Here is a 26020-nt window from a genome sequence, read left to right on the forward strand (position 1 = left end):
TCGCTGCGTCACCCCTGCCCGTCGTATCCACCGCTGGTGGACGTGCCGTCGGAACCCGAACTATTGCTGCTGGTGGACGAGCCGTCGGTACCTGAACTGTTGCTGGAGTCGGGGCTGGACGAGGACGCGCTGGGGAACGTGCTTGCGGAGGCGGTGGCCGAACCCCCCTGGTCGGTGAACAGTTTTTCGATGTCCGCGGCGTTGGCTTTGTTCAATGCCTCGGTGGTCGTGTAGTTCTGCACGATCTGTTGGGTGACAGCGATCGCGGCGGCCACCTGACTGGAAGTGGCATTCAGCTGGCCGTCCAGTGCGATGTACGCCTGTTGTGCCTGCGCATAGACACGATTGGCGCCAGGGTAGGTGCCGGTCGCCTGTACGCCGTCGGTGCCCAGGTCGTTAGCCAGTTGAGGCATCATGCCGTGTAGTCGATCGACGTATTCCTTGATGTTGGTGAGCCAACCAGGAACCTTCGACATCGAGTCAAGGTCCACCTCGAAGCTGTGCGCCGGCGCGGGTGGCTGGTCGGACGGGCCGGTGGTGGAGCCGGTACCAGAACCAGTGCTGCCGGAGACCGGCGGTTGCGGGTCATGCAGCGTGAACCCGCCTTGCCGCAGGGGATGGCCCGGCGGTGCTAAGCCCCGAAAGATCGCTGTTATTGCTCATGACAAAACCCCGTTTACATATCGAAGACGGCTCACATCGACCAAGCCACCCTACCGGGAGTGGTCATGGGGACACAGGCTCTTGTACGTACCCGAATGGTCGACTAGGCACATAAAATTAGGGTCGCCTTACCTAAGTTTTCTTATGGTGGCCGGGAATTCGCCGGTGGCCGGCGGGACAGGGCAAAATGGCGGGACTACACTCAGCCTGATGACATCGTGAAGCCGTTCACAAGCGCACGAGCGAGGGTTGTCAGAGGAACAGCTAGCCGATCCCGCCTAGCAACAAAGAGGACGATGTGAGCACCGCCGAAAGTTCCCCAACAGGGACCGCAGACGTCATCGTCGTAGGCGCCGGACCGTCTGGTTCGACCGCGGCCTTCTATCTGGCGCAGGCCGGGCTCGACGTGTTGGTGCTGGAGAAGACCGAGTTCCCGCGCGAGAAGGTGTGCGGCGACGGGCTCACACTCCGCGGGCGGTCAAAGAGCTCGTCAAAATGGGCATCGACATCGACGAGAACAAGGGCTGGATCCGCAACAAGGGCTTGCGGGTGATTGGCGGTGGCGTGCGGCTTGAGTTGCCGTGGCCGGATCTCGCCAGCTACCCCGACTTCGGGTTGGTACGCACCAGGCTCGACTTCGACGACATTCTCGCGCATAACGCGGTGAAGGCCGGCGCTCGCCTGCAGACCTCCAGCAATGTCACCGGGCCGGTGCTCAACCGGGCCGGTCGGCTGATCGGCGTCAAGGCGAAGATCGGCCCGGACAAGCAGGAAGTCACGTATCACGCACCGCTGGTGATGTCCGGCGAGGGCGTCAGTGGCCGGCTCGCGATCGCGCTGGGTCTGCAAAGGCGAGAAGACCGGCCGATGGGCGTGGCCGTACGCCGTTACTACAACTCGCCGCGGCACGACGACGACTACTTGGAGTCGTGGCTGGAGCTGCGGGATTCCAGCAGTGACAGCGATGTGCTGCTGCCCGGCTACGGCTGGATTTTCGGGGTTGGCGACGGTCGCTCGAATGTCGGTCTCGGGGTGCTGAACTCGTCGTCGTCCTTCCAGGGCACCGACTTTCGCAAGATGATGGTCAGCTGGCTGGACGGGCTGCCGGAGGAGTGGGGCTACACCGAGGAGAACGCGACCGGCCCGATCCGTGGCGCGGCGCTTCCGATGGGCTTCAACCGGACCCCGCACTACACCCGCGGCCTGGTGTTGATGGGCGACTCGGGCGGCATGGTGAACCCGTTCAACGGCGAGGGCATCGCGTACGCGATGGAGTCCGCCGCACTCGCGAGCGACCTCGTCATCCAGGCGCTGGCCCGGCCGGCCGGACCGCAGCGGGAGCGGGTTCTGCAGGCGTACCCGAAAGTTCTCAAAGACACGTACGGCGGCTATTACCGGCTGGGCAAGATTTTCGTTGACCTGCTCGGTTATCCAGCGACCATGAAACTCGCGACCAAGTACGGCATGCCGCGGCCGGTGTTGATGCGGTTCGTGCTGAAGCTGCTCGCGAACCTGACCGATCCGCACGCGACCGACACCTCCGACCGGATCATCAACGCGCTCAAGAAGATGGCTCCGGCGGTATGAGCGCCACCCCGATGATCACCCCTGTGACCAGCGGTCATAGGCTCCGAAATCGACTTCGTTCCACCATGCTGAAGGGGCGCGTGGCATGTCGCTGACGCCGTACCTCCCGATCGCAGTGCTTTTCGTGCTGTCGTTCGGATTCGCACTGCTCTCGGTCTACGGCATCTCCACCATGACCGGCCCGAAGCGCTACAACCGGGCCAAGTACGAGCCGTACGAGTGTGGCATCGAGCCGACGCCGCAGCCGGTCGGCGGCGGCAAGTTCCCGATCAAGTTCTATCTGACCGCCATGCTGTTCATCGTTTTCGACATCGAGATCATCTTCCTCTACCCGTGGGCGGTGGCGAACAAGTCGCTGGGCGTCTTCGGTTTCGTCGAGATGGTGCTTTTCATCGTCACGGTCCTCGTCGCTTACGCGTACGTGTGGCGCCGTGGCGGCCTGGACTGGGACTGATCCGAGGTAGGGACGGGAAACGGTTTTCCATTATGGGAATTGAAGACAAACTGCCGAGCGGATTCCTGCTCACCAACCTCGAGAAGCTGGTCAACTGGGGCCGTAAGAGCTCGATGTGGCCGGCCACCTTCGGGTTGGCCTGCTGCGCGATCGAGATGATGGCTGTGGGTGGCTCGCGGCACGACATCGCCCGGCTCGGGATGGAGCGGTTCTCCGCGACCCCGCGCCAGGCCGACCTGATGATCGTGGCCGGCCGGGTCAGCCAGAAGATGGCGCCCGTGCTGCGGCAGATCTACGACCAGATGCCGGATCCCAAGTGGGTCCTGTCGATGGGGGTGTCTGCGCGTCGAGCGGCGGCATGTTCAACAACTACGCGATCGTCCAGGGCGTCGACCACGTGGTGCCGGTGGACATGTATCTGCCCGGCTGCCCACCGCGGCCGGAGATGTTGCTGGACGCGATCCTGAAGCTGCACGAGAAGGTCATGCACGAGCCACTCGGGCCCAAGCGCAAGGCCGAGCAGGCCGAGCAGCGCGCGGCCGGAACCCTTGAGCGGTACGGCACGATGCCGTCCTCGTTCCGCTTCGACAAGGTCAAGAAGAAGCAGTGGCTGGAAGCCGCGGCTGAGGGTCGCGAGGAACAGTTGCGGATCGAGAGCGAGTACAGCCGGTGACCGAAGAGAATTCCGACCGGCTCCCGGTGCCGCACGGCATCGGCCTCCCGGACGGCGAGAACATCGTGTCCTCAGGGCAGGGCATGTTCGGCGTCACCGGCAGCGGTGACACCTCCGGGTTCGGTGGCCTGGTGCGTACGCGCGCGGTCCTGCCACCGGCGGAGCGTCCTTATGGCGGCTTCTTCGACGAGGTCGTCGACGCCCTGACGGAGTCATATCCCGCCTTCGCGGATGCCGTGCTCAGGGTCGAGATCGACCGTGACGAACTGACCATTCACGTACGCCCGGAAAAGGTCGCCGAGGTCTGCCAGGTGATGCGCGACGACGAGTCGCTGCGCTTCGAGCTGTGCTCCTCGGTCTCCGGTGTCGACTACGGCCCAGCTGAGCCCGACCGGTTGCACGTCGTGTACCAGCTCACCTCGATGACCTACCGGCGGCGCGTACGCCTGGAGGCCTCGGTCGGGACCGAGAACCCCCATGTCGCGTCCGTGACGGCCGTCTACCCGACGGCTGACTGGCAGGAACGCGAGACCTGGGACCTGTTCGGCGTCATCTTCGACGGCCATCCCGGCCTCACCCGGATCCTGATGCCGGACGACTGGGAAGGCCACCCGCAGCGCAAGGACTACCCGCTCGGCGGCATTCCGGTGGAGTACAAGGGCGCCGAGATCCCCGCCGCCGGACGAACGGAGGGCGTACCGATGAGCACCCCGACATCAACTGACCCGTACGCAGCGTCCGCGCGGGAGACCACCGAAGGCCGCGTCTACACGATCACCGGTGGCGACTGGGACGACACCACCGCCAGCCAGTTCGAGGACGAGCGCCTGGTCCTGAACATGGGCCCGCAGCACCCGTCCACGCACGGCGTGTTGCGGCTGGTCCTGGAGCTGGAAGGCGAGACGGTCACCGAGGCCACCGCGGTCGTCGGCTACCTGCACACCGGCATCGAGAAGAACCTCGAATACCGCACCTGGACGCAGGGCACCACGTTCGTCACCCGTGCCGACTACCTGTCGCCGATCTTCAACGAGACGGCTTATTGCCTCGCGGTGGAGAAGCTCCTTGGCGTCGAGGTGCCCGAGCGGGCCACCCTGATCCGGGTCATCATGATGGAGCTGAACCGGATCTCCTCGCACCTGGTGTGGCTTGCCACCGGCGCTAACGAGCTCGGCGCGACGACGCCGATGACCGACGGCTTCCTGGACCGCGAATACATCCTGGACATCTTCGAGAAGGTGTCCGGGCTGCGGATGAACATGGCCTACATCCGGCCAGGTGGCGTGGCGCAGGACTTCCCGCCCGGCACCGAGGAACAGATCCGCGACCTGTGCAAGCACCTGCGCAAGCGGGTCGACTGGTATCACGGGCTGCTCACCGGCCAGCCGGTTTTCCAGGCCCGGATGAAAAACGTGGCCTACCTGGACGTGCAGGGCTGCGTGGCGCTGGGGGTCACCGGGCCGATGATCCGGGCTGCCGGGCTGGCCTGGGACCTGCGCAAGACAATGCCGTACTGCGGCTATGAGACGTACGACTTCGAGGTCGCGACACACACACCGACGCGGACTGCTGGGCGCGGTATCTCGTACGCATGGACGAGATGCGCGAGTCGACGAAGATCATCGACCAGGCGCTGGACCGGCTCGCGCCGGGACCCGTGGTGGTCGGCGACAAGAAGATCGCGTGGCCGGCACAGCTCGCGGTGGGCATGGACGGGATGGGCAACTCGCTCGATCACGTCCGCAAGATCATGGGCCAGTCGATGGAGGCCCTGATCCACCACTTCAAGCTGGTCACCGAGGGCTTCCGGGTGCCGGCCGGGCAGGTCTACACCCGCGGTCGAGTCGCCCCGCGGCGAGCTCGGCGTGCACGCGGTGTCCGACGGCGGTACGCGACCTTTCCGCGTCCACCTGCGCGAGCCCAGTTTCATTAACCTGCAAGCCATTCCGGCCCTCACCGAGGGCGGCCTGCTCGGCGACGCGGTGGTTGCGGTCGCCTCTCTGGATCCCGTCATGGGTGGGTGTGATCGCTGATGCCGTTGACCGACCAAACCCGCGAGAAGGCCCGCGCGATCATCGCGCGGTATCCGAAATCGCGCTCTCGCGCTGCTGCCGATGCTGCACCTGGTGCAGGCCGAAGAGGGGTACGTGAGCCCCGAGGGCATCACGTTGTGCGCCGAGGAGCTGGGTCTGACCAAGGCCGAGGTTTCCGCGGTGGCGACCTTCTACACCATGTACAACAAGCGCCGCCCGGTCGGCGACTACCTGGTGAGCGTCTGTACGAACACACCATGTGCGGTGTGCTCGGCGGCGACAAGGCGTACGAAGCGGTGTCCGAGCACCTTGGCGTTGGCCATGACGAGACCACCGAGGACGGCAAGTTCACCCTTGAGCACGCCGAGTGCCTCGCGGCCTGCGACTACGCGCCGGTCATGACGATCAACTACGAGTTCTACGACCAGGTCGACGCTGACGCGGCGGTGGACATCGTGCGCCGGCTGCAGAGTGGTACGAGCCCGCTGCCCAGTCGCGGCGCCCGGCTCTGCACGTTCAAGCAGATCGAGATGCAGCTGGCCGGTTTCCAGGATGATCGTCCCTCGACCACCGGCGAGGGGCCGGCTGGCACGCCGACGCTCGCCGGGGTCCGGCTCGCCGACTCGGTGGGCGTGAGCGTCCCCGGTTATGACCCGAACACCCCGATCCCGGCCGTACGGCCGAAAGATCCGCCCCCGGCACCTGCGAAGAAGAACGAGAAGGGGGCCAAGTAGGTGAGCGCCATCTCCGTGGCACAGGACGTGCTGACCCCGGTGCTGACCAAGCGCTGGCTGACCTCGGACGCCTGGACGATCGACACGTACGAGCTGCTCGACGGCTACCGGGGGCTGCGTAAGGCCTTCACCGCGACGCCGGACGAGTTGATTCAGCTGGTCAAGGACTCGGGCCTGCGCGGCCGTGGCGGCGCCGGCTTCCCGACTGGGCTGAAGTGGTCCTTCATCCCGCAGGGCGACGGCAAGCCGCACTACCTGGTGGTCAACGCCGATGAGGGCGAGCCGGGTACGTGCAAGGACGTGCCGCTGATGATGGCCGATCCGCATTCGCTGATCGAGGGCATCATCATCACCTGCTACGCGATCCGCTCGAACTTCGCCGCGATCTACATCCGCGGTGAGGTCGTGCACGCGATCCGGCGGGTGCAGAACGCGGTCCGTGAGGCGTACGCGAAGGGCTATCTCGGCAAGAACATCCTCGGCAAGGGCTTCGACCTGGACGTGGTCGTGCATGCCGGCGCCGGCGCGTACATCTGCGGCGAGGAGACGGCGCTGCTGGATTCGCTGGAGGGCTACCGCGGCCAGCCGCGGCTCAAACCCCCGTTCCCGGCGACCAACGGGCTCTACTCCAGCCCGACCGTCGTCAACAACGTCGAGACCATCGCGAGCGTGCCGTTCATCGTGCTCGGCGGCGCCGACTGGTGGAAGTCGATGGGCACCGAGAAGTCGCCCGGCCCGAAGATCTACTCGATCTCCGGCCGGGTCAACCGCCCCGGCCAGTACGAGTGTGGCCTCGGTACGACGTTGCGGCAGCTGATCGAGCTGGCCGGTGGCATGAAAGAGGGCCACCAGCTGAAGTTCTGGACGCCCGGTGGCTCGTCGACGCCGATGCTGACGGCCGAGCACCTGGACGTGCCGCTGGACTTCGAGGGCGCGGCGGCCGCCGGTTCGATGCTCGGTACGACCGCCGTGATGCTTCAGCGACCAGGACGACCCGGTCTACGCGGCCTACCGGTTCACTGAGTTCTACGCCCACGAGTCGTGCGGCAAATGCACGCCGTGCCGCGAGGGGACGTACTGGATGGTGCGTACGCTGCACCGTATTCTCGCTGGTCAGGGCGTCGACAAAGACGTGGACACGTTGCTGGACACCTCCGACAACATCTTCGGCCGGTCGTTCTGCGCGCTCGGCGACGGCGCGGTCAGCCCGATCATCTCCAGCATCAAGTACTTCGAGCAGGACTACCGCGACTACATCTCCGGAGTGAAGGCGCCTTTCTTCACCGGTGCCGCGGCCGAGCTGGCGGGAGCTCACTAGTGACCATGGCCCCTGAGAAAGTCGACACTGTCACGTGCAGCATCGACGGTATCGACGTGACGGTCCCCAAGGGGACGTTGGTGATCCGCGCGGCCGAGCAGATCGGTGTGCAGATCCCGCGGTTCTGCGACCACCCGCTGCTGGAGCCGGCCGGGCGCGTGCCGGCAGTGCATGGTGGAGGTGTCAGTTGGTGGCCGTCCGATGCCCAAGCCGCAGGCGTCCTGCACACTGGCCTGCTCCGACGGCATGGTGGTCAAGACCCAGCTGACCAGCCCGGTCGCCGAGAAGGCGCAGCGCGGCACGCTGGAGATGCTGCTGATCAACCACCCGCTGGACTGCCCGATCTGCGACAAGGGCGGCGAGTGCCCGCTGCAGAACCAGACGCTCGCCAACGGCGACTCGGACTCCCGGTTCCTGGAGCAGAAGCGCACCTTCCCGAAGCCGATCGCGATTTCCTCGCAGGTGCTGCTGGACCGCGAGCGCTGCGTACTTTGCCAGCGTTGTACGCGATTCAGCGACCAGATCGCCGGCGACAAGTTCATCGACCTGCTGGAGCGCGGCGCGAACCAGCAGATCGGCATCGACCAGCGCGAGCCCTTCCAGTCGTACTTCAGCGGCAACACCGTGCAGATCTGCCCGGTCGGCGCGCTGACCGGTGCCGCGTACCGGTTCCGGGCCCGGCCGTTCGACCTGGTGAGTACGGACAGTGTCTGCGAACACTGTTCCGGCGGTTGTGCGCAGCGCACCGACTGGCGGCGCAACAAGGTGACTCGTCGGCTTGCCGGGGACGACCCGGAGGTCAACGAGGAATGGAACTGCGACAAGGGCCGGTGGGCGTTCACTTATGCCACCGCCGACGATCGCCTCACGTCTCCGTTGGTACGCAACGAAAAGGGCGAGCTCGTCGCTGCCTCCTGGACCGAGGCCTTTGAGAAGGCGGCCGAGGGACTGCGGGAAGCGCGGGACAACGGCCGTGGCGTGGGGGTCCTCACCGGCGGCCGCCTGACGTACGAAGATTCGTACGCGTACTCGAAATTCGCCCGTGCCGTGCTCGGCACGAACGACATCGACTTCCGAACGGGCGCCCATTCGGACGAGGAGCTCTCGTTCCTGGCCACCCGGGTTTTGGGTGTGACACCGGAAAACGGCGGGGTGACCTACCGCAAGGTGGAGAGCGCGCCGGCGGTGCTGCTGGTTGGCCTGGAGGCCGAGGAGGAATCGCCGATCCTGTTCCTGCGGCTGCGCAAGGCGTGGCGCAAGAAGGGCCTGCGGCTGTTCTCGGTGGCGCCGTACCGGACCCGCGGCCTCGCGAAGGCCGGCGGCACGCTGCTGGAAGCCGTTCCCGGTGCCGAGCCGCTGGTGCTGAACGCGCTGGCCGGCGGCAAGACTGGTGCACACGACCTGGTCGGACAGGCTTCGGAGGCCCTTCGGGAGCCCGGCGCGATCATCCTGGTCGGGGCTCGGCTGGCCGCTTCGCCCGGTGCGTTGACGGCGGCCGCCCGGCTGGCCACCGCGACCGGCGCGCAGCTCGCGTGGGTGGCCCGGCGGGCCGGCGACCGCGGGGCCGTGCAGGCCGGCGCGCTGCCGACCCTGCTGCCCGGTGGCGCGGCGGGTTTCCGACGACGACGCGCGCGCTGAGCTGGAACGTACGTGGGGCTGGGACGCGGGCGCGCTGCCCGGCGCGAGTGGGCGCTCAACCGTACAAATCATCGACGCGCTGCACGAGGGCGCGCTGTCCGGCGTGATCGTGGCCGGCGTGGACACCGCCGACCTGCCCGACCCGGCGGCCGCCGAGGCGGCCCTGGAAGCGGCCGGGTTCGTGGTCAGCCTGGAGCTTCGCGAGTCCGCGGTGACCCGGCGCGCCGACGTGGTCTTCCCGGTCGCCGCGGCCGCCGAGAAGGCCGGCACCTTCCTGAACTGGGAGGGGCGTAGCCGCCCGTTCCCGGCCACCCTGCCGGCCGCTGGCACCCTGCCGGACGCGGCTGTGCTGGACGAACTGGCCGAAGAGCTGATCGGCGAGGCCGCCCCATTGGACCTGGCGAACCTGCAAACCCTGCGAGCCCAGCTGACCGCCCTGCCCGAGCCCGGGCCGCGCGCGGTCACGGTGCCCAAGGCGGTCGAGACGGCGGCGCCCACGCCGAGCGCTGGCGAAGCGGTGCTGGCCACCTGGACGCAGAACCTGGACAACGGCCGGCTGCAGGACAACGAACCGCACCTGGCTGGTACGGCCAAGGTGCCGGTGGCCCGGATTTCGGCTGGTACGGCCGCTGAGATCGGCGTCGCCAACGGCGGCAACGTGCGGGTGAGCACCGATGCTGGCAGCATCACGCTGCCGGTGCTGGTGACACCCATGCCGGACCGGGTGGTCTGGCTGCCGACGAACTCGCCGGGCTCCACGGTCCGCCGCAGTCTGGCGGTTGGCGCCGGCGCGGTCGTACGACTGGCCGCCGGACTCAATGTCGAGGGGGAGCTGTGATCATCGCGGATCCGGTGCCGCCGATCTCGATCGACCAGTTCGGCTCCGAGCCGATCTGGATCGTGCTGATCAAGGTCGTGGCCGTCTTCGCGTTCCTGATGGTGATGACGATCTTCATGATCACCTTCGAGCGCAAGCTGATCGCCCGGATGCAGTTCCGGCTAGGCCCGAACCGGCACGGCCCCGAACGGCTGGTTCCAGTCCATCGCGGACGCGATCAAGCTGCCGTTCAAGGAAGAAGTCATTCCGGCGATGGCGGACAAGTTCGTCTTCGCGCTGGCGCCCGTACTGGCCGCGTTCCCGTCCTTCCTGGCGCTCGCGGTGACGCCTTTCGGCGGCACCGTGAACATGTTCGGCTACCACGTGGCCCTGCAGCTCACCGACCTTCCGGTCGCGGTGCTGTGGGTGCTGGTCTGCTCCTCGATCGGCGTGTACGGCGTGGTGCTGGCCGGTTGGTCGTCCAACTCCACGTACTCGCTGCTCGGCGGCCTGCGCTCGGCGGCCCAGATGATCTCGTACGAGGTCGCCATGGGCCTGTCCTTCGTGGCGGTTTTCCTTTACGCCGGCACGCTTTCCACCTCCGGCATTGTGGACGCGCAGGCCAAGGGCGGTTGGTGGTACGCGATCATCCTGCTGCCGTCCTTCGTGATCTACGTGATCTCGGCGGTCGGCGAGACCAACCGGATCCCGTTCGACCTCCCGGAGGCCGAAGGCGAGCTGGTCGGTGGCTACCACACCGAATACACCTCGCTGAAGTTCGGCATGTTCTTCCTCGCCGAGTACGTGAACATGGTCGGCGTCTCCTCGCTGGCGATCACGCTGTTCCTCGGCGGCTGGCACGCGCCGTTCGGGATCGCCACCCTGTGGCCGTTCCTGGACACCGGATATTGGGGCCTGCTCTGGTATTTCGCCAAGCTGATGGCCTTCATGTTCTTCTTCGTCTGGCTGCGTGGCACGCTGCCGCGGCTGCGGTACGACCAGCTGATGCGGCTGGGCTGGAAGGTCCTGGTGCCAATCAACCTGGCCTGGATCCTGGTGGTGTCCGGTGTGCAGACCTTCGCGCTGGCCAGCCACACCACCCCTCAGCAGCGGCTGATCTACATCGGCGTGGTCGTCGTGGTGGTCATCATCGCGGTGCTTTTGTGGCCGTCGAAGAAGGAAACTCCGGCGGAGGCCGAGTCCCTGGAGGCCGGCGCGCCAGTGAAGACGAACTACCCGATTCCGCCGATGGACCTGGTGGTGCCACCGTCGCCACGGCTGGCTCGTACCGCGGTGACGGCCGCTGCCACCACCGCAGAAACGACCGAAGCAGGGAAGGCCTAACACATGCTGGACTGGGCCAAAGGGTACGGGCTGACTTTCGCCGCTATCTTCCAGAAAGTCGGCACGTACCAGTACCCCGAAAAGGGCAAGCCGGTCGAGGCGCGTTACCACGGCCGGCACGTACTGAACCGGCACCCGGACGGGCTGGAGAAAAAATGCGTCGGCTGCGAGCTGTGCGCGTGGGCCTGCCCGGCGGACGCGATCTACGTCGAGGGCGGCGACAACACCGAGGCGCAGCGGTACTCGCCCGGTGAGCGGTACGGCGCGGTTTACCAGATCAACTACTCGCGGTGCATTTTTTCTGCGGGCTGTGCATCGAGGCGTGCCCGACCCGGTCGCTGACCATGAGCAACTCGTACGAGGCTGGCGCTGGACAACCGGCACGACCTGATCTTCACCAAGGAGCAGCTGCTCGCGCCGCTGCTGCCGGGCATGGAGCAGCCGCCGCACGAGATGCGGTTGGGTGACAACGAGAAGGACTACTACATCGGCGCGATGACGAACCCCGGCGCCTCCAAGGGTGCCGAGCGTCCACAGTGGACCGGCGTGGTGGAGGAGACGGAGTAATGGGCACCGTCGAAACGGTACTTTTCTTCATCATTGGACCGGTCGCGCTGATCGGCGCGATCGGGATGGTGCTGGCCCGCAACGCGGTGCACTCGGCGCTGTTCCTGGTCCTGACCATGGCCAGCCTCGGGGTTTTCTACCTGATCCAGGCCGGGCCGTTCATCGGCATGGTGCAGATCATCGTCTACACCGGCGCGATCATGACGCTCTTCCTGTTCGTACTGATGTTGATCGGCCGCGATTCCTCCGACTCGGTGGTGGAAACGCTGCGCGGGCAGAAGGTCGCCGCGACAGTGATCGATCGGCATCGCCCTCGCGGGCCTGCTGGGCAGCGCGTTGCTGCGCGGCCTCGGCTCGGTCAAGGCGGTCGGGCTGGCCAGCCAGAACGCCAACGGGCAGAACGTGAACGCGTTGGCCAACCTGATTTTTTCCAAGTATGTCTTCGCTTTCGAGGTCACCTCGGCGCTGCTGATCACCGCCGCGGTCGGCGCGATCATCCTCGCGCACATCCAGCACGCGCCGGGTGAGAAGCGGACCCAGAAGGAACGTTCGCAGGCTCGCTTCGCCGAAGGCTCGTACCCGGCACCCAAGCCCGGCCCGGGCGTTTTTCGCGCGGCACGACTCGGTGGCCACTCCGGCGCTGCTGCCGGACGGTTCGGTCGCCGAGGCCAGCCGGAACGCCACCACCAAGCGAGTGGCCGCGGAGCTCGGGCTGCCGTCCGCCGAGCAGTTGGCCGCCTCCGGCGGCGACCTGGAAAGCCACGACGGCCCACCGAACCCGGTCGAAGACCACGAACACCTGCATGGCCACGCGCACACCGGCCACTCCGGTACGGGAAGGGTCTGAAAATGAGCGCAGTGTTTATGGCGCCAATGCCTGGCCCGGGCGCCGGCGTGGATCGCCCTGAGGGGGAAATGTGAGCCCGAGCGTTTACCTGGTGCTGTCAGCGATCCTGTTCACCATCGGTTCGGTTGGCGTGTTGGTACGCCGGAACGCGATCGTGGTGTTCATGTCGGTCGAGCTGATGCTCAACGCGGTTAACCTGTCGCTGATCACGTTCTCCCGGATCAACGGCACCCTGGACGGCCAGATCATGGCCTTCTTCGTGATGGTGGTGGCCGCCGCCGAGGTCGTGGTGGGTCTCGCGATCATCATGTCGATCTATCGCACCCGCAAGTCTGCCTCGGTGGACGACTCCAACCTGCTGAAGTACTGATCTTGAGGAGCACCTCAGTGTTGAGGGGAACGCAGTTTTTCCGGGGAGACCGGGCGTGAGCGGGGACGTGCTGGCCGCACCAGTCGCGTACGGCCAGAGCTCCGGCGTGATGAGCTACCTCTGGCTGCTCATCGCGCTGCCGGCCTTCGGTGCCGCTGTTCTGTTGCTGGTCGGCAAGCGCGGCGACAAATGGGGCCACTGGCTCGGCACTGTCATGTCGGGTGCCGCCTTCGTGCTGGGGCTGATCCAGTTCCTGGCGTTGCGCGGCATGCAGACCCGGTCGGCCGAACAGATCCTGTTCACCTTCATTCCGGTCGGGGACCTGAAGATCGACGCGGGGCTGCTTTTCGACCCGCTGTCCGGTGTCTTCGTCCTGCTGATCACCGGCATCGGCACGCTGATCCACATTTACTCGATCGGCTACATGGCGCACGACGAAGGTCGCCGGCGGTTCTTCGGCTACCTGAACCTGTTCGTCGCCGCCATGCTGCTTCTGGTGCTGGGCAACGGATACCTGATGCTGTACGTCGGCTGGGAGGGCGTCGGTCTGGCGTCGTACCTGCTGATCGCGTTCTGGTATTTCAAGCCGGCCGCGGCCACCGCCGCGAAGAAGGCCTTCATCATGAACCGGGTCGGCGATGTCGGCCTGACGCTGGCGATCTTCATGATGTTCGCGACGTTGGGCACCACGTCGTACGCGGGCGTGTTCAGCAACGCCGAAAAAAACTCACGCCGGTCATCCTCACCGTGATGACGTTGCTGCTTTTGTTGGGCGCGTGCGGTAAGTCCGGCCAGTTCCCGCTGCAGTCCTGGTTGCCGGACGCGATGGAAGGTCCGACCCCAGTGTCGGCTCTGATCCACGCGGCAACCATGGTCACCGCGGGCGTCTATCTCATCGCCCGCTCGGCGCCGCTTTTCAACCTCACGCCGACCGGCCAGACCGTGGTCTGCGCGATCGGCGCGTTCACTTTGCTGCTGGGCTGCATCGCCGGTTGCGCGAAGGACGACATCAAGAAGGTCCTGGCCTGGTCGACGGTCAGCCAGATCGGTTACATGTTCCTCGCCGTCGGGTTGGGCGGTCCGGCGTACGCGCGCTGGGCATCTTCCACCTGCTGTGCCACGGTTTCTTCAAGGCCGGCATGTTCCTCGGCGCCGGTTCGGTGATGCACGGCATGGACGACCAGGTCGACATGCGGCGCTTTGGTGGCCTGGCTCGCTATATGCCGATCACCGCGGTCACTTTCGGCCTCGGATACCTGGCGATCCTCGGCATTCCGCCGTTCGCCGGCTTCTTCTCGAAAGACGCGATCATCGAGGCGGCCTTCAACCGGCCCGGCTGGACCGGCTGGCTGTTCGGCGCGGCCGCGCTGATTGGCGCCGGCATCACGGCCTTCTACATGAGCCGGCTGTTCGTGATGACTTTCCTGGGGAAGAAGCGGTGGACCGACGGTCAGCACCCGCACGAGTCGCCGGTCAGCATGTGGCTGCCGATGGCGATCATCGCGGTCGGCTCGATCGGCGCCGGTTTCGGCCTGAAAGCGCTCGGCCTGCTGGACTGGCTGGCACCGGCTTTCGGTGGTGCCGCTGACCATGTCGAGACCGAGCGCTTCCCGTCCTGGATGGTGGTCAGCGTGGTGACGCTGGTGATCGTGCTGCTCGGCGCGGCACTCGCGTTCTGGCTGTATCTGGCCCGCAAGGTGCGTACGGAAGAGCCGGCGAGCGCGAACCCGTTCGTGCTGGCGGCCCGGAACGCGCTTTACGCCGACACGATCAACCAGTCGCTTTTCGAGCGTCCTGGTCTTTTCCTCACCCGGGCGCTGGTTTACCTGGACAGCAAGGGCATTGACGGGCTGGTCAACACGATCGCCGGTGGGTGGTCGGCGGCGGATCCGGGCGACTACGCCGGATGCAGACCGGTTTCGTTCGAACGTACGCATTAACGATGCTGGTCGGCGCGGTCCTCGTGGTGGGTGCGCTGCTGGCGGTGAGGCTCGGATGAGCAACTTTCCCTACCTCTCGGTCCTGACGCTCTTCCCGCTGGTCGGTGCGTTGGTCCTGATGGTGCTGCCCAAGGGCAACGACAAGCTGGGTCAAGATCGTCGCGCTGGTCTGGTCGCTGCTTTCGTTGGTGCTGACCGGTTTCGCGGCGGTCGCCTTCGTGCCCAGCGGCCCGCGCTTCCAGTTGGTCGAGTCGTACCCATGGATTCCGGCCTTCGGCGTCCACTTCGGATTCGGCGTCGACGGCATCGCGCTGGTGATGCTGGGCCTGGTCGGCGTGCTCACTCCGGTGGTCGTGCTGGCTTCCTGGCACGACGCGGAAAAGTACGCCGGTGCGCCGGGGGTCACCGGAAAGCGCTCCACCAAGGCGTTCTTCGCCCTGATGCTGGCGCTGCAGACCTGCATGGTCGGCGTTTTCGTGGCCACCGACGTGTTTTTCTTCTACGTCTTCTTCGAGGTCATGCTCGTCCCGATGTATTTCCTGATCTCCTCGTACGGCGGCCCGCGCCGGCAGTACGCGGCGGTCAAGTTCTTCCTTTACTCGCTGCTCGGCGGACTCTTGATGCTGGCGGCGGTAATCGGGCTTTACGTGGTGGTCTCGATCAACCACGTGACGCACATCGGCACCTTCGACTTCACCGCGCTGACCAAGCTGATGATCGACCCGGGCATGCAGAAGGCGCTGTTCCTGGGCTTCTTCGTGGCCTTCGCGATCAAGGCGCCGCTGTTCCCCTTCCACACCTGGCTGCCGGACGCCGGCGGCCAGGCACCGGCCGGGGTGGCGGTGCTTTTGGTCGGCGTACTGGACAAAGTCGGGACCTTCGGGTTCCTGCGTTACTGCATCCCGCTGTTCCCGGACGCGTCCAAGTTCTTCGCGCCGTACGTCTTCGCGCTGGCGCTGATCGGTATTTTCTACGGCGCGTTCCTCGCGATCGGTCAGTCCGACCTGAAACGGCTGGTGTCGTACACCTCGGTGGCGCACTTCGGTTTCATCGCGTTGGGCTGTTTCGCCTTCACCAGCCAAGCCGGTGTTGGCGCGGTGCTTTACATGGTGAACCACGGACTTTCCACCGGCGCGCTGTTCCTGGTGGGGATTCCTTCCTGGCGGCACGCCGGCAGTCGGTGTCGGTGGCGGACTTCGGTGGTACGCACAAACTCGTACCGCTGATTTCCGGCGCTTTCTTCATCGCCGGGCTCTCGGCGCTGGCGCTGCCGGGCACGAACTCCTTCGTCAGTGAGTTCCTCGTACTCATCGGCACCTTCACGGTCAACAGCGCGGTGGCGGTGATCGCCACCCTCGGCATGATCATGGCCGCGCTTTACGTGCTCTGGATGTATCAGCGCACCATGCAGGGGGCCCGCTCAAGGCCGGCCAGCAGCCGATGGTGGACATGAGTACGCGGGAGAAATGGGTGATCGCGCCGCTGCTGGTGCTGATCATCTTCACCGGCGTCTACCCGAAGCCGATCACCGACGTGATCACCCCGGCCATTCACTACACAATGCAGGACGTCGGCAAGTCCGATCCCATGCCCAGTGCGCTCGGAGGCGGCAAGTGACCTTCACAGTCCCGCAGATCAACTACATCGGCCTGTTGCCGATGCTGATCCTGTTCGGTGCTGCCTGCGTGGGGATCCTGTTCGAGGCCTTCCTGCCGCGTACGGTCCGACAGCCCGTCCAGGTCACCCTGGCGCTCGCGTCGCTGGTCGCGTCGCTGGTCGCGGTCATCTACGCGGGCACCACCGAGGTTCCGGAGATCACCGCCGCCGGCGCGGTCGCCATCGACGGCCCGGCGCTGTTCCTGGAGGGCAGCCTCGCGGTGCTGGGTATCGTGAGCATCCTGCTGCTGGCGGACCGCGGACCGTACGACCGAGGCCGGCGGCGCGTTCACCGCGCAGGCCTCGGTCACCGCCGGCACCGAGTCGGACCGCGCGCAGGCCGCCTCGCCGTTCATGCAGACCGAGGTCTACCCGCTGGCGCTGTTCGCGCTCGGCGGCATGATGCTGTTCTGCTCCGCGAACGACCTGCTGGTCATGTTCGTCGCGCTCGAGGTCCTGTCGCTGCCGCTCTACCTGCTCTGCGGGATGGCGCGCCGGCGGCGGCTGCTGCTCTCGCAGGAGGCGGCGGTCAAGTACTTCCTGCTCGGCGCCTTCGCGTCGGCGTTCTTCCTGTACGGCGTGGCGCTGCTCTACGGCTATGCGAACAGCGTACGGCTGGCGGACATCTTCACCGCGGTGAGCAACTCGCCGAGGAGTCCGCTGTTGTTGCTGCTCGGGATGGCGATGCTGATGATCGGACTGCTCTTCAAGGCCGGCGTGGCGCCGTTCCACTCGTGGACCCCGGACGTGTATCAGGGCGCTCCGACCCCGGTCACCGCACTGATGGCCTCCTGCACCAAGGTGGCGGCCTTCGGCGCGATCCTGCGGGTGTTCTACGTGGCGCTGTCCGGCGCTCGCTGGGACTGGCGGCCGATCATGATCGGGATCGCGATCCTGACCATGCTGATCGGCGCGGTGCTCGCGGTCACCCAGACGGACATCAAGCGGCTGCTCGCGTACTCGTCCATCGCCAACGCCGGCTTCATCCTGACCGGCACGGTGGCGCTGACGAAGGACGGCCTCTCGTCCACGATGTTCTATCTCACCGCGTACGGGTTCACCACGATTGGCGCGTTCGCGATCGTCATGCTGGTACGAGACGCCGATGGCGAGGCCACCCACCTGTCCCGGTGGGCCGGTCTGGGCAGGCGGTCGCCGCTGTTCGCGGCGATCTTCACCTTCTTCATGCTCGCCTTCGCCGGTATCCCGCTGACCAGCGGTTTCACCAGCAAGTTCGCGGTGTTCTCGGCGGCTGCCGGGGGCGGCGCGGTGCCGCTGGTGATCCTCGGTGTGCTGGCGAGTGCCGTCATCGCGTTCCCGTACCTGCGGGTGGTCGTGCTCATGTACGGCTCGGAGCCGGCCGCGGATGCGCCAACTGTCACAGTGCCGGGCGGGTTCACGTCCGCATCGCTTACGCTTGGCGCATTGGCCACCCTGCTGCTCGGGGTGGCGCCGCAGCCCCTGCTGGACCTGGCCTCGCAGGCCGCGACGTTCGTCCGATAACGCTCATAAGGAGCTAGACCTTGGTGCGCCGCCCGACTTCGCTGACCGAGATCGTGCTGAGCGATCCGGAGCTCGAGGCGTCCATCAAGACCGGCCTGGACGCCGTGGAAGAACGGCTGCGCGAAGCCGTACGCGCCGCCGACCCGCTGGTCAACGAGGCGGCGGCGCACCTGCTGGACGCCGGCGGCAAGCGCTTTCGGCCGCTGCTGGTGCTGGCCGCCGCGCAGTTCGGCGACCCGGAGCTGCCGGCGGTGCTGGAGTCCGCCGTGGTCGTCGAGCTGACCCACCTGGCCACGCTCTACCACGACGACGTCATGGACGAGGCGGACGTACGCCGCGGCGCCCCCAGCGCCAACGCCCGCTGGTCCAACTCGGTCGCCATCCTGACCGGCGACTACCTTTTCGCTCGCGCCTCCGACGTGGTCGCCGACCTCGGTCCGGAGGCGGTCCGGATCCAGTCCCGGACGTTCTCCCGGCTGGTCACCGGCCAGATCCGGGACTGCCGGCCCGCTGCCCGGCGTCGACCCGGTCGAGCACTACCTGGGCGTACTAGCCGACAAGACTGGCTCGCTGATCGCCACCTCCGGGCGGTTCGGGGCGATGTTCTCCGGCGCTTCGGCTGAGGTAGTAAAGACGCTGACCACCTACGGCGAGACGATCGGGGTCGCCTTCCAGGTCTCCGACGACCTGCTCGACATCGACGCGGATCCTGACGAATCCGGCAAGACTCCCGGGACCGACCTGCGCGAGGGTGTGCCGACTCTGCCGGTGCTCTACGCCCTCCAGTCGTCGGATCCTGCTGAGGCCCGGCTGCGCTCGCTAATCAGCCGGCCGTTGACCGAGGACGACGAGGTCGCCGAGGCGATCGAGCTGCTGCGCAAGTCGCCCGCGATGGACGCCGCCCGACAGACCCTTCGTACGTACGCGGACCGGTCACTGTCACTCGTGTCGAGCCTGCCCGAAGGCCCGGCGAAGACCACCCTGCAGTCGCTCGCCGAAGTCGTCGTCGGCCGTACCGGCTGAGAAATAGTTAGCCCTTGCGCTAAGTGTTTTGTCTCCGCATACTTAGCCTCATGGCACAGTATTCGGCCGACCTTGACGGGCTGTTCGTCGCCCTCGCCGACCCGACCCGGCGCGATGTCATTCGTCGCCTGGGTCGCGGCCCGACGACCGTGGGCGATCTCGCCCGCGAGTTCCCGATGACGCTTCCGTCGTTCATGAAGCACGTACGAACACTTGAGTCGAACGGCCTGATTCGTACGGCCAAATCCGGCCGGGTGCGTACGTGTGTGCTCAGCCGTGAGCGGCTCGCCCTGGTGGATGACTGGCTCGCGGAACAGCGCCGGATCTGGGAAGCCCGTACCGACCGGCTGGAAAGCTTCGTCACCGATCAGAGGGAGAAGAACGATGAATCCTGACCTCGACCTGACTCTGGAGCGGGTCATCCGCGCTCCGCGCGCCGCGGTCTGGAGCGCGTGGACCGATCCGGCCCGGCTGTGCAAGTGGTGGATCCCGGCGCCGATGACCTGTCGCGTCGACCGCCTGGAGGTGCGGCCTGGCGGCGGTTTCGTGACCGAGATGAGCCAGGACGGAGTCGCCTTCGTACCGCACCTCAACGCGATCTTCCTGGTCGTGGACGAGCTGGAGCGGATCGTGTTCACGAACGCGATCGACAGCGCCTGGCGCCCCGCCAAGCCCACACCGGTTCCGATGACCGCCGAGATCACGCTGGGCGACCACCCGGACGGCACGGACTACCGGATCATCGTCCGGCACGGCGACCCAGCGGACCGCGCCCGGCATGCGGACCTCGGCTTCGCCGAAGGCTGGGGCCTGGTCACCAAGCAGCTCGCCAGCGTCGCCGAAAGCGTCGCTCGATGACGATGGGTTGTGGACGGCGGTTGGGGCGAAAGCGGCATACTGTGGATAAGTTTTTGATGAGGGTGGCTGTGATGTCGCCAGGCTGGTGGGGACCGAGAGGAGCCAAGCCATGGCATTGCCGATGAGTTATGCCGGACAGCGGATGACTTTGGATGAGTTCTTCGCGCTCACTGGCGACGAGTTCCGTCGCAGCGAGCTGCAGGAGGGCGTCCTCGTCATGTCCCCGAGTCCACGAGTGGCCCACCAGTGGGCTGGGTTCGCCCTGGCGCGACAGCTGGCTGACCAACTGCCACCGGGGTGGCGGCCCATTCTGGATCTCGATGTCATAGTCGAGAAACATGAGCCCGCCACTGTCCGGCAACCCGATGTTTTGGTGGCGAGATTCGACAACACGGCCTTACGTTTGCCGGCCAGCGAGGTCGTGTTGGCGGTCGAGATGATCTCGCCGGGTTCGCGCAAGATTGATCTGCGTTTGAAGCCGTACGAGTATGCCGAGGCCGGGATTGCGCATTACTGGGTGGTTGACCTGGATCCGCCGGCGCCGTCGATTACGGTGTTCCATCTTGGTGCCCCCGGCGAGGGCTATGTCGAGGCCCCCCCTGCGGTGACAGGTCGGTTGCTGACGACCGAGCCGTTCGCGCTGGACATCGACATCACCGCCCTGGTCGTCGACTGACGCCTCCACGGCGTCCTCGCGGGAAGCTGATCTTTGCCACGAGGGTGACGTTTTGGGGTGGAGAATGGGGCAAAACATCCCCAGAACGTCACCCTCGGGGGGGGGGGGGGGGGGGGGGGGGAATCAGGTGGAGCGCCAGGCGATGTAGCCGTCGGGGCGGATGAGGGCCGAGCCGGAGCCGTAGCGGCTGGGCCACTGGGTTTCGAGATCGATGAGGTCCCGGCCGATGCGGTAGATGCGTACCGGAGCGCTGAGGTCCGGCAGCGGGCCGGTGTCGGAGTCGGTGAGCAGCACGTACGTGTCGCGGAACAGGTCGTGGACGGCGATTCGCTCGCCGTCGCGGCCGAGCCACAAGTGCGGCGCGCGGCCACCGGGTGGGGCGAGGATTTCGCGATTATCTGACCAATAGCGATAGTCCAGGATCTGGGTGGGCGGTCCTCGGGCTCGGTGGCGCCGCTCATCCGGGCCTGTTGGTGGCGCACGATCGCCGGCGCGAGGTGGGCGGCGAGCGGCTGGCGTTCGGCTTCGTACGAGTCGAGCAGGTCGGCGGGAGCCCAGCCTTTTAGTACGTGCGCGAGCTTCCACGCCAGGTTGTGGGCGTCCTGCACGCCGGTGTTGGCGCCCAGCGCGCCGGCCGGCGGCCAGGTGTGCGCGCTGTCGCCGGCCAAGAAGACGCGGCCGTCCCGGTAGCGTTCGGCCACCCCGACGCCCTGCTCCCAGGAAGCCACGTTTTCCACCTCCGCCGGCACATCGTCACGGCCGATGGCGCCGCGAATGAGTCGCAGGCAGCGTTCGTCCGAAAAATCGGCCTCCGACTCGGTTTTTGGGTCGTACGAGACGGTCAGTTGCCACCGGCTCGGATCGGCGGTGCTGACCAGTCCGCCGAAAACGCCCGCCGCCGGGTTTGCGATCATCCAGAACAATGCCCGCCGCTGCACGAACTCCGACAGATCGGCGCGAAAGACGATATTCATCGAGAGTGCAGGAAAGTGTAGGCGTCCGGCCGTGCGATGCCGAGTTTTTCCCGGATCGGGCTGCGATTCCCGTCCGCGGCGATCAGGTAGTCGGCGCGTACGGTGCGGCGCTCCCCGGTCACCCGGTCCTGAATTCGCGCGGTGACGCCATTTTCGTCAGAATCGAAAGAAAGGAGCTCGGTGTTGAAGCGGTGGACGGCACCGGTGTTGACGGCCGCGTCGATCAGGATCGGCTCGACGGTGTTTTGGTCCGCCATACAGAATTCGCCGGCGGTGAGATCCGGCCAGGCTCGCGGAGCCTCTTGCTCGTACAACCACTCCCAGGGCCCGGCGAGGGTTTCGCATCGAGCCACGCCGGCCTCGTCGTCAAAAGGAGCGCCGGCTTTGAGTACGTCAGCTTCGATGCCAAAGGCCCGGTAGATCTCCATGGTCCGCTGGTTGATGCCACGAGCCCGGCCGTGAATCGAGACGCCCGGATGCCGGTCCACCAGCAGTGATCGGATGCCCTGACGGGCCAGGAAAAGCGAGGCGGCGAGTCCCACCAAGCCGCCGCCGGCGATCAGAACCGGTGTGCGATCGTCAAAGGTCTCCATCTTCGGTGTCTCCTTGTTTGTGTTTGAAGGCCGCGTAGTTTTCCTGCAGCCACTCCCAAGTCCAGGTGATTCGGCCGGATTCCAGGTCGGAAATCACCGTACGAAGCCATTTCAGCTCGGCCGACAAGACCGCGTGCCGGTATTCCTCTTCGAGCACATACAGTCGGGGCACGTCGTCGGATCCGCCGAGCCACGGGGCGATTTCGTTGATCTGGATGGCAATCGCGTCCGCTCGGGCTTGCAGGTCCCGCTTCGCCTCCGCGGGTGTCAGGGCCATGATGAAAGAGACACCGACCGGGAATTCCGGGAATTCGTTCTCGGTGGCGATCAGCATTTCGTGAATCCACTCCCTTGCCGTTTCCATGCCCGCGTCGGTGATCGCGTAAACGGTCCGCTCCGGCCGGCTGTCTGGCCGCGCGGTGGCTTGGACCTCGATCAGCCCGAGCCGGAGCAGCCGCTCGATGGCCTGGTAGATGCTGGCCCGCTGGCGGACATTCACCACCCGGTCCTTGCCATGCTCCTTGATCGTCTTCTGGATCCGATACGCGTGCATCGGCTCCCCGGCGAGCGTCCCCAGCACGGTCAGGCCCAACGTCGAACGCTTGCTGCTCATAGTCATGAACTTACTAGTCATGTTATGACTATGTCAAGAACCGGTGACATCTGTGAATTCCAGGCGCTCGTACGCGCAGGTAACGTGAATCCTTCTCGTACGACGACAGGAAATCGCTGATGGCATCGGGATCTCTCGTCGCGTTGGACGTCGACGGCACCCTCACCATCGGCCGGCATCCGCCGAGCCGGGCGGTACGGCTCGCCGTGCGGGAAGCCGTCGAGCGAGGCGACCACGTGGTGCTGGCGACCGACCGGCCGGTCGCTGCGCTCGGTATCGCGGGTGATAGCCGATTTGGGGCTGTCGCAGGGATATGTCGTGTGCTCCAACGGGGCCGTCGTGGTCGACCTCAAGACTGGGCTGCCCGTGGAGGTCCAGCGGTTCGCGGCCGGGCCGGTGGTGGAGGCCGTCGACGGGTGCTGCCTGGCGCGCTTTTCGCCGTCGAGGTGATCGGCGTGGGGCATCAGGTCAGCGACGAGTTTCCGCTCGGCGTACTCACCGGCGAGCTAACCGTTGCTCCGCTGGAAAAGATGATCGCCGAAACGGTTTGCCGGCTGACCGCCTGGTGGCCGTCGCGGTCGCCTGCCCAGGTCGTGGACCAGTTGGGCGCGACCCGGTTGCCGGGCGCGGACGGGAGTTTCGACGTGGGCCGGCCGTGGATGGTGGCGTTCGCCGCCGGAGTGTCCAAGCGGGCCGCGTTGGAGCGGCTCCGGGTGCGCCTTGGCGTGGGAGCTGAGGCGACTCTCGCGGTCGGTCGGTGACGGCGACAACGACATCGAGATGTTGCGGTGGGCGGCGCATGGCGTGGCGATGGGGCAGGCGCCTCCACTCGTACGCGCGGCGGCCGACGCGGTGACTGGGACGATCATGGAAGATGGGCTCGCGTCAGCGCTGGTGGCCTGGTCAGAGACGCGGTTGTTTTAGATACAGGCATGTACGTATGATTAACCGGTGATGCGAAGGACCGCCGACGAGGCCGCCGCGACCCGAGAAGCGCTGTTGGATGCGGCGCTTCTGGAGTTCGCTGAGCGGGGATACCAGGCCACCAAGCTGGCCGACATCGCGGCCCGCGCCGGCGTGACGCGTGGCGCCGCTTACCACCATTTCGCCGACAAGGCGCAGTTGCACGCGGTCACGCTGTCGACCGGCTGGGACCGCGTCACCGTCGAGGCGTGGGCGGCGCTGGACGCCGATGGCGAGCCAGCCGAACGGCTGCGCGCCTTTCTGCTGGACTTTCTCCGGCTCGTACGCACAGACGACGAACGTTTTCGTGCTCTTTTGGTGGTGGGTATGGTTTTCCCGAGCGATCCAGCAGCGCCAGGCAAGCTCGACGACGCCACTCTGGCGGACAAGTCAGCCGGGCTTTACGCGTGGGCCAACCGCATCGCGGCGGTGTGTGCGGAGGCCGGCAGTGCGCACCCGGCGCGGGCCGCTGCCCGCATTCTCACCTGGATCAACGGGGTCGCGGTTTCGGCCGCCTTCAGCCCGGTCTTGTTGACGCGGCTGGGCGAACCGGCTGCCACCGTCGACTACTTTTTCGAAGGACTGCTGTGAAACGTTCCGCTGCCCTGATCGTCACCTCGGTGGCGCTGGCAACCGACATGCTGGTGTACGGCATCGCGATCCCGGTGTTGCCCCGAATCGCCAGCTCCAGCGGCGCATCCGCGTCCGCCGTCGGGGTGCTTTTCGCCTGCTATGCGATCGCGATGGTGATCGCCACCCCGGTGGCTGGGGTGCTGGTCGACCGGCTGGGTCATCGGGTTCCGATGCTGGCCGGACTCTTCGCGCTGGCTGGCTCGACCGTGCTTTTCGCTGTCGTACAAGCACTTCCGGCGCTGATGGTGGCGCGCGCCCTGCAAGGTGTCGCGGCCGCGGTGTCGTGGACGGCCGGCCTCGCGCTGATCGCGTCGGTCTATCCGGCCGCCGAGAGGGCGAAACCGCTGGGCTTGGCGCTTTCCGCGAGCGGGTTGGGAGTGCTGCTCGGCCCGGCGATCGGCGGATTTCTGGCCGATCACTGGGGAACTCGGGCGCCGTTCATGCTGGCCGCGGCGGTGGCCCTGCTGGACGGGGTGGCGCGGGTGGTGCTCGTACGCGATGGCGAACACGTACCAGCGGAGCGTCCAGGTCGGGTCTGGCGGCACCCGACCACCGGCCTGATGTTCGGCCTGACCGCGCTTGGCGCCGGGCTGATCGCCTTCCTGGAACCGATCCTGCCGCTCCGTGCCGCGGCCGCTTTTTCGGCCAGCACCCCAACACACCATCGGCCTGCTTTTCGCGGCGGCCGTGCTGGCCGGCGTGATCGCGGCCTCGCTCAGCGGTTTCGTCGCGGACAAGGTGCCACGTACGGCGTTGGCCGCAGTGGGTGCGGCGGTCGTCGCGGCCGGCGGCTTGGTCCTCGTCGCGATGAGCGCCGCGCTGTGGATGCTCGGCGCCGGTCTGGTGTTGGTCGCGATCGGCTCGCAACTGGTCCTCGTCCCGACCATCGCGCTGATCTCCGGGATCGCCGACGAGCAGTCGCCACCGGCGTACGGCGCCGCCTACGCGCTCTACAGCATCGCCTACACGACCGGGTTGATGATCGCGCCGCTGCTCGCCGCCGCCCGCAGCGCCGTCCTTCCGTTTGCCGTTTGTCGGGCTCGCCGCCGCGGCCCTCGCCGCCGTGCTGGCCGTTGCCACCGCCCTCGCCGGCCGCCGCCGACCCGCTCTCGCCGGTACAGGCACTGAACCCATCCACTAACCCTGTGCGACAACGCACGTACGGCGGTTGCCTGTGTGGACCGTGCGGGCGAGGTGGTTGAATGACGGCTTGGTTGGCCGGGGGAGGAAAGTTGCGGCAGGACGAAGACGCGGCGGAGCCGGTGGCGCGGGCGGGGCACTTCGGCACGATCGATCTCGCGGCGGTGGAGCGGCGATTGCGGCTCGCGGACGAGACGATCGCGGCGGCCACCCGGCGGCTGGAGTTGCTGGAGTCGATGGACTTCGACTTGGCGCTGGAAGAAGAGCTCGGTGCGGACTCGTCGGCCCGGCTGGCCTCGGTGAACGCTCGGGCGAAGATCGCCGCCTCGCCGGCCCAGCCGAGCCAGGAATAGCCGAAGCGAGCGCTTCGACGTACCGTCTTTCAGCTGGTACGTACGGTTCC

General features: G+C 66.5%; 18 protein-coding genes and 15 pseudogenes. 27 read left to right on the plus strand and 6 right to left on the minus strand.

The window, feature by feature from the left end:
- Nucleotides 1–8 precede the first annotated feature (8 nt).
- Nucleotides 9–491, minus strand: coding sequence for a hypothetical protein (locus GNX96_RS18235; RefSeq protein WP_279580717.1), 483 nt, complete (start codon nt 489–491; stop codon nt 9–11).
- A 470-nt stretch (nt 492–961) separates the two neighbouring features.
- On the opposite strand from GNX96_RS18235, the gene GNX96_RS63955 reads away from it, so the two are divergent.
- From GNX96_RS63955 to GNX96_RS18275, 10 genes and pseudogenes are all read left to right on the plus strand, one after another.
- Entirely contained in the window at nt 962–1216 is a 255-nt protein-coding gene (locus GNX96_RS63955) for an FAD-dependent oxidoreductase (protein ID WP_390624050.1), read from the plus strand.
- Nucleotides 1159–2250 carry a geranylgeranyl reductase family protein gene (locus tag GNX96_RS18240; protein WP_279580718.1) on the plus strand — a complete coding sequence of 364 codons (1092 nt, stop codon included), beginning with the start codon at nt 1159–1161 and terminating at the stop codon, nt 2248–2250. The genes GNX96_RS63955 and GNX96_RS18240 overlap by 58 nt, the downstream gene beginning before the upstream one ends.
- Nucleotides 2251–2341: 91 nt before the next feature.
- Nucleotides 2342–2704 (plus strand): NADH-quinone oxidoreductase subunit A, encoded by a 363-nt coding sequence (locus tag GNX96_RS18245; RefSeq protein ID WP_279580757.1) that lies wholly within the window; start codon nt 2342–2344, stop codon nt 2702–2704.
- 32 nt (nt 2705–2736) lie between these two features.
- Nucleotides 2737–3272 (plus strand): annotated as a pseudogene (locus GNX96_RS18250) (NuoB/complex I 20 kDa subunit family protein); the annotation flags it as partial.
- Between the two features lie 170 nt (nt 3273–3442).
- Nucleotides 3443–4045: pseudogene (locus tag GNX96_RS18255) on the plus strand (NADH-quinone oxidoreductase subunit C); the annotation flags it as partial.
- Between the two features lie 33 nt (nt 4046–4078).
- Nucleotides 4079–5410 (plus strand): annotated as a pseudogene (locus GNX96_RS18260) (NADH-quinone oxidoreductase subunit D).
- A gap of 81 nt (nt 5411–5491) precedes the next feature.
- Nucleotides 5492–5596: pseudogene (locus GNX96_RS63960) on the plus strand (NAD(P)H-dependent oxidoreductase subunit E); the annotation flags it as partial.
- A gap of 71 nt (nt 5597–5667) precedes the next feature.
- Nucleotides 5668–6144: an NAD(P)H-dependent oxidoreductase subunit E gene (locus GNX96_RS52845; RefSeq protein ID WP_279580719.1), complete on the plus strand. Its 477-nt coding sequence runs from the start codon at nt 5668–5670 to the stop codon at nt 6142–6144.
- A gap of 15 nt (nt 6145–6159) precedes the next feature.
- Nucleotides 6160–7462: pseudogene (gene nuoF, locus GNX96_RS18270) on the plus strand (NADH-quinone oxidoreductase subunit NuoF).
- A pseudogene (locus GNX96_RS18275) lies at nt 7462–9938 on the plus strand (NADH-quinone oxidoreductase subunit G). The pseudogenes nuoF and GNX96_RS18275 overlap by 1 nt, the downstream one beginning before the upstream one ends.
- Here the strand turns inward: GNX96_RS18275 and GNX96_RS18280 are convergent.
- Nucleotides 9916–10056: a hypothetical protein gene (locus GNX96_RS18280; RefSeq protein ID WP_163568975.1), complete on the minus strand. Its 141-nt coding sequence runs from the start codon at nt 10054–10056 to the stop codon at nt 9916–9918. The pseudogene GNX96_RS18275 and the gene GNX96_RS18280 overlap by 23 nt on opposite strands.
- Between GNX96_RS18280 and nuoH the strand changes: the two are divergent.
- The 11 genes and pseudogenes from nuoH (at nt 9992) to GNX96_RS18335 (ending at nt 20701) form a co-directional block, all read left to right on the plus strand.
- A pseudogene (nuoH, locus tag GNX96_RS18285) lies at nt 9992–11261 on the plus strand (NADH-quinone oxidoreductase subunit NuoH). The gene GNX96_RS18280 and the pseudogene nuoH sit on opposite strands and share 65 nt — an antisense overlap.
- 3 nt (nt 11262–11264) lie before the next feature.
- Nucleotides 11265–11828: pseudogene (nuoI, locus tag GNX96_RS18290) on the plus strand (NADH-quinone oxidoreductase subunit NuoI).
- Nucleotides 11828–12573, plus strand: a pseudogene (locus GNX96_RS52850) (NADH-quinone oxidoreductase subunit J); the annotation flags it as partial. The pseudogenes nuoI and GNX96_RS52850, both read left to right, overlap by 1 nt.
- A gap of 172 nt (nt 12574–12745) precedes the next feature.
- Nucleotides 12746–13045, plus strand: coding sequence for an NADH-quinone oxidoreductase subunit NuoK (nuoK, locus tag GNX96_RS18300; protein WP_163569026.1), 300 nt, complete (start codon nt 12746–12748; stop codon nt 13043–13045).
- A gap of 109 nt (nt 13046–13154) precedes the next feature.
- Nucleotides 13155–15044: pseudogene (nuoL, locus tag GNX96_RS18305) on the plus strand (NADH-quinone oxidoreductase subunit L).
- Nucleotides 15041–16602, plus strand: a pseudogene (locus GNX96_RS18310) (NADH-quinone oxidoreductase subunit M). Before nuoL ends, GNX96_RS18310 begins: the two co-directional pseudogenes overlap by 4 nt.
- A gap of 41 nt (nt 16603–16643) precedes the next feature.
- Nucleotides 16644–18144: pseudogene (nuoN, locus tag GNX96_RS18315) on the plus strand (NADH-quinone oxidoreductase subunit NuoN).
- 23 nt (nt 18145–18167) lie between these two features.
- Nucleotides 18168–19167: pseudogene (locus GNX96_RS18320) on the plus strand (polyprenyl synthetase family protein).
- Nucleotides 19168–19217: 50 nt separating this feature from the next.
- A complete protein-coding gene (locus GNX96_RS18325) occupies nt 19218–19562 on the plus strand; it encodes an ArsR/SmtB family transcription factor (RefSeq protein WP_163569027.1) in 345 nt (114 codons plus the stop codon).
- Nucleotides 19552–20025, plus strand: coding sequence for an SRPBCC domain-containing protein (locus tag GNX96_RS18330; RefSeq protein WP_163569028.1), 474 nt, complete (start codon nt 19552–19554; stop codon nt 20023–20025). The genes GNX96_RS18325 and GNX96_RS18330 overlap by 11 nt, the downstream gene beginning before the upstream one ends.
- Before the next feature lie 109 nt (nt 20026–20134).
- Nucleotides 20135–20701, plus strand: a complete 567-nt coding sequence (locus GNX96_RS18335; RefSeq protein WP_279580722.1) for a Uma2 family endonuclease — start codon at nt 20135–20137, stop codon at nt 20699–20701.
- A 123-nt stretch (nt 20702–20824) separates the two neighbouring features.
- Here GNX96_RS18335 and GNX96_RS63965 read toward each other — a convergent pair whose 3' ends face one another.
- The 4 genes and pseudogenes from GNX96_RS63965 to GNX96_RS18350 form a co-directional block, all read right to left on the minus strand.
- The gene (locus tag GNX96_RS63965) at nt 20825–21286 is read right to left on the minus strand and encodes an aromatic-ring hydroxylase C-terminal domain-containing protein (RefSeq protein ID WP_390624051.1); all 462 of its coding nucleotides are present in this window, start codon (nt 21284–21286) and stop codon (nt 20825–20827) included.
- Nucleotides 21256–21675: pseudogene (locus GNX96_RS52865) on the minus strand (FAD-dependent monooxygenase); the annotation flags it as partial. The gene GNX96_RS63965 and the pseudogene GNX96_RS52865, both read right to left, overlap by 31 nt.
- Nucleotides 21672–22268, minus strand: coding sequence for an FAD-dependent monooxygenase (locus tag GNX96_RS18345; RefSeq protein ID WP_163569030.1), 597 nt, complete (start codon nt 22266–22268; stop codon nt 21672–21674). The pseudogene GNX96_RS52865 and the gene GNX96_RS18345, both read right to left, overlap by 4 nt.
- A complete protein-coding gene (locus GNX96_RS18350; protein WP_163569060.1) occupies nt 22255–22881 on the minus strand; it encodes a PadR family transcriptional regulator in 627 nt (208 codons plus the stop codon). The genes GNX96_RS18345 and GNX96_RS18350 overlap by 14 nt, the downstream gene beginning before the upstream one ends.
- 119 nt (nt 22882–23000) lie before the next feature.
- Between GNX96_RS18350 and GNX96_RS67255 the strand changes: the two genes are divergently transcribed.
- From GNX96_RS67255 to GNX96_RS18375, 6 genes and pseudogenes are all read left to right on the plus strand, one after another.
- A complete protein-coding gene (locus GNX96_RS67255; RefSeq protein ID WP_163569031.1) occupies nt 23001–23642 on the plus strand; it encodes an HAD family hydrolase in 642 nt (213 codons plus the stop codon).
- 19 nt (nt 23643–23661) lie between these two features.
- A complete protein-coding gene (locus GNX96_RS18360; RefSeq protein WP_163569032.1) occupies nt 23662–23805 on the plus strand; it encodes an HAD family hydrolase in 144 nt (47 codons plus the stop codon).
- A 30-nt stretch (nt 23806–23835) separates the two neighbouring features.
- Nucleotides 23836–24435 carry a TetR family transcriptional regulator gene (locus GNX96_RS18365; protein WP_279580723.1) on the plus strand — a complete coding sequence of 200 codons (600 nt, stop codon included), beginning with the start codon at nt 23836–23838 and terminating at the stop codon, nt 24433–24435.
- Nucleotides 24436–24464: 29 nt separating this feature from the next.
- Nucleotides 24465–25049: pseudogene (locus GNX96_RS63980) on the plus strand (MFS transporter); the annotation flags it as partial.
- A 127-nt stretch (nt 25050–25176) separates the two neighbouring features.
- On the plus strand, nt 25177–25605 hold the full coding sequence (locus tag GNX96_RS63985) for a hypothetical protein (protein WP_390624059.1): 429 nt from the start codon (nt 25177–25179) through the stop codon (nt 25603–25605).
- 74 nt (nt 25606–25679) lie between these two features.
- Nucleotides 25680–25970: a hypothetical protein gene (locus GNX96_RS18375; RefSeq protein ID WP_163569035.1), complete on the plus strand. Its 291-nt coding sequence runs from the start codon at nt 25680–25682 to the stop codon at nt 25968–25970.
- Nucleotides 25971–26020 lie beyond the last annotated feature (50 nt).

It is taken from the genome of Fodinicola feengrottensis (assembly GCF_010993775.1).
In the GTDB taxonomy this organism is placed as follows: Bacteria; Actinomycetota; Actinomycetes; order Mycobacteriales; family HKI-0501; genus Fodinicola; species Fodinicola feengrottensis.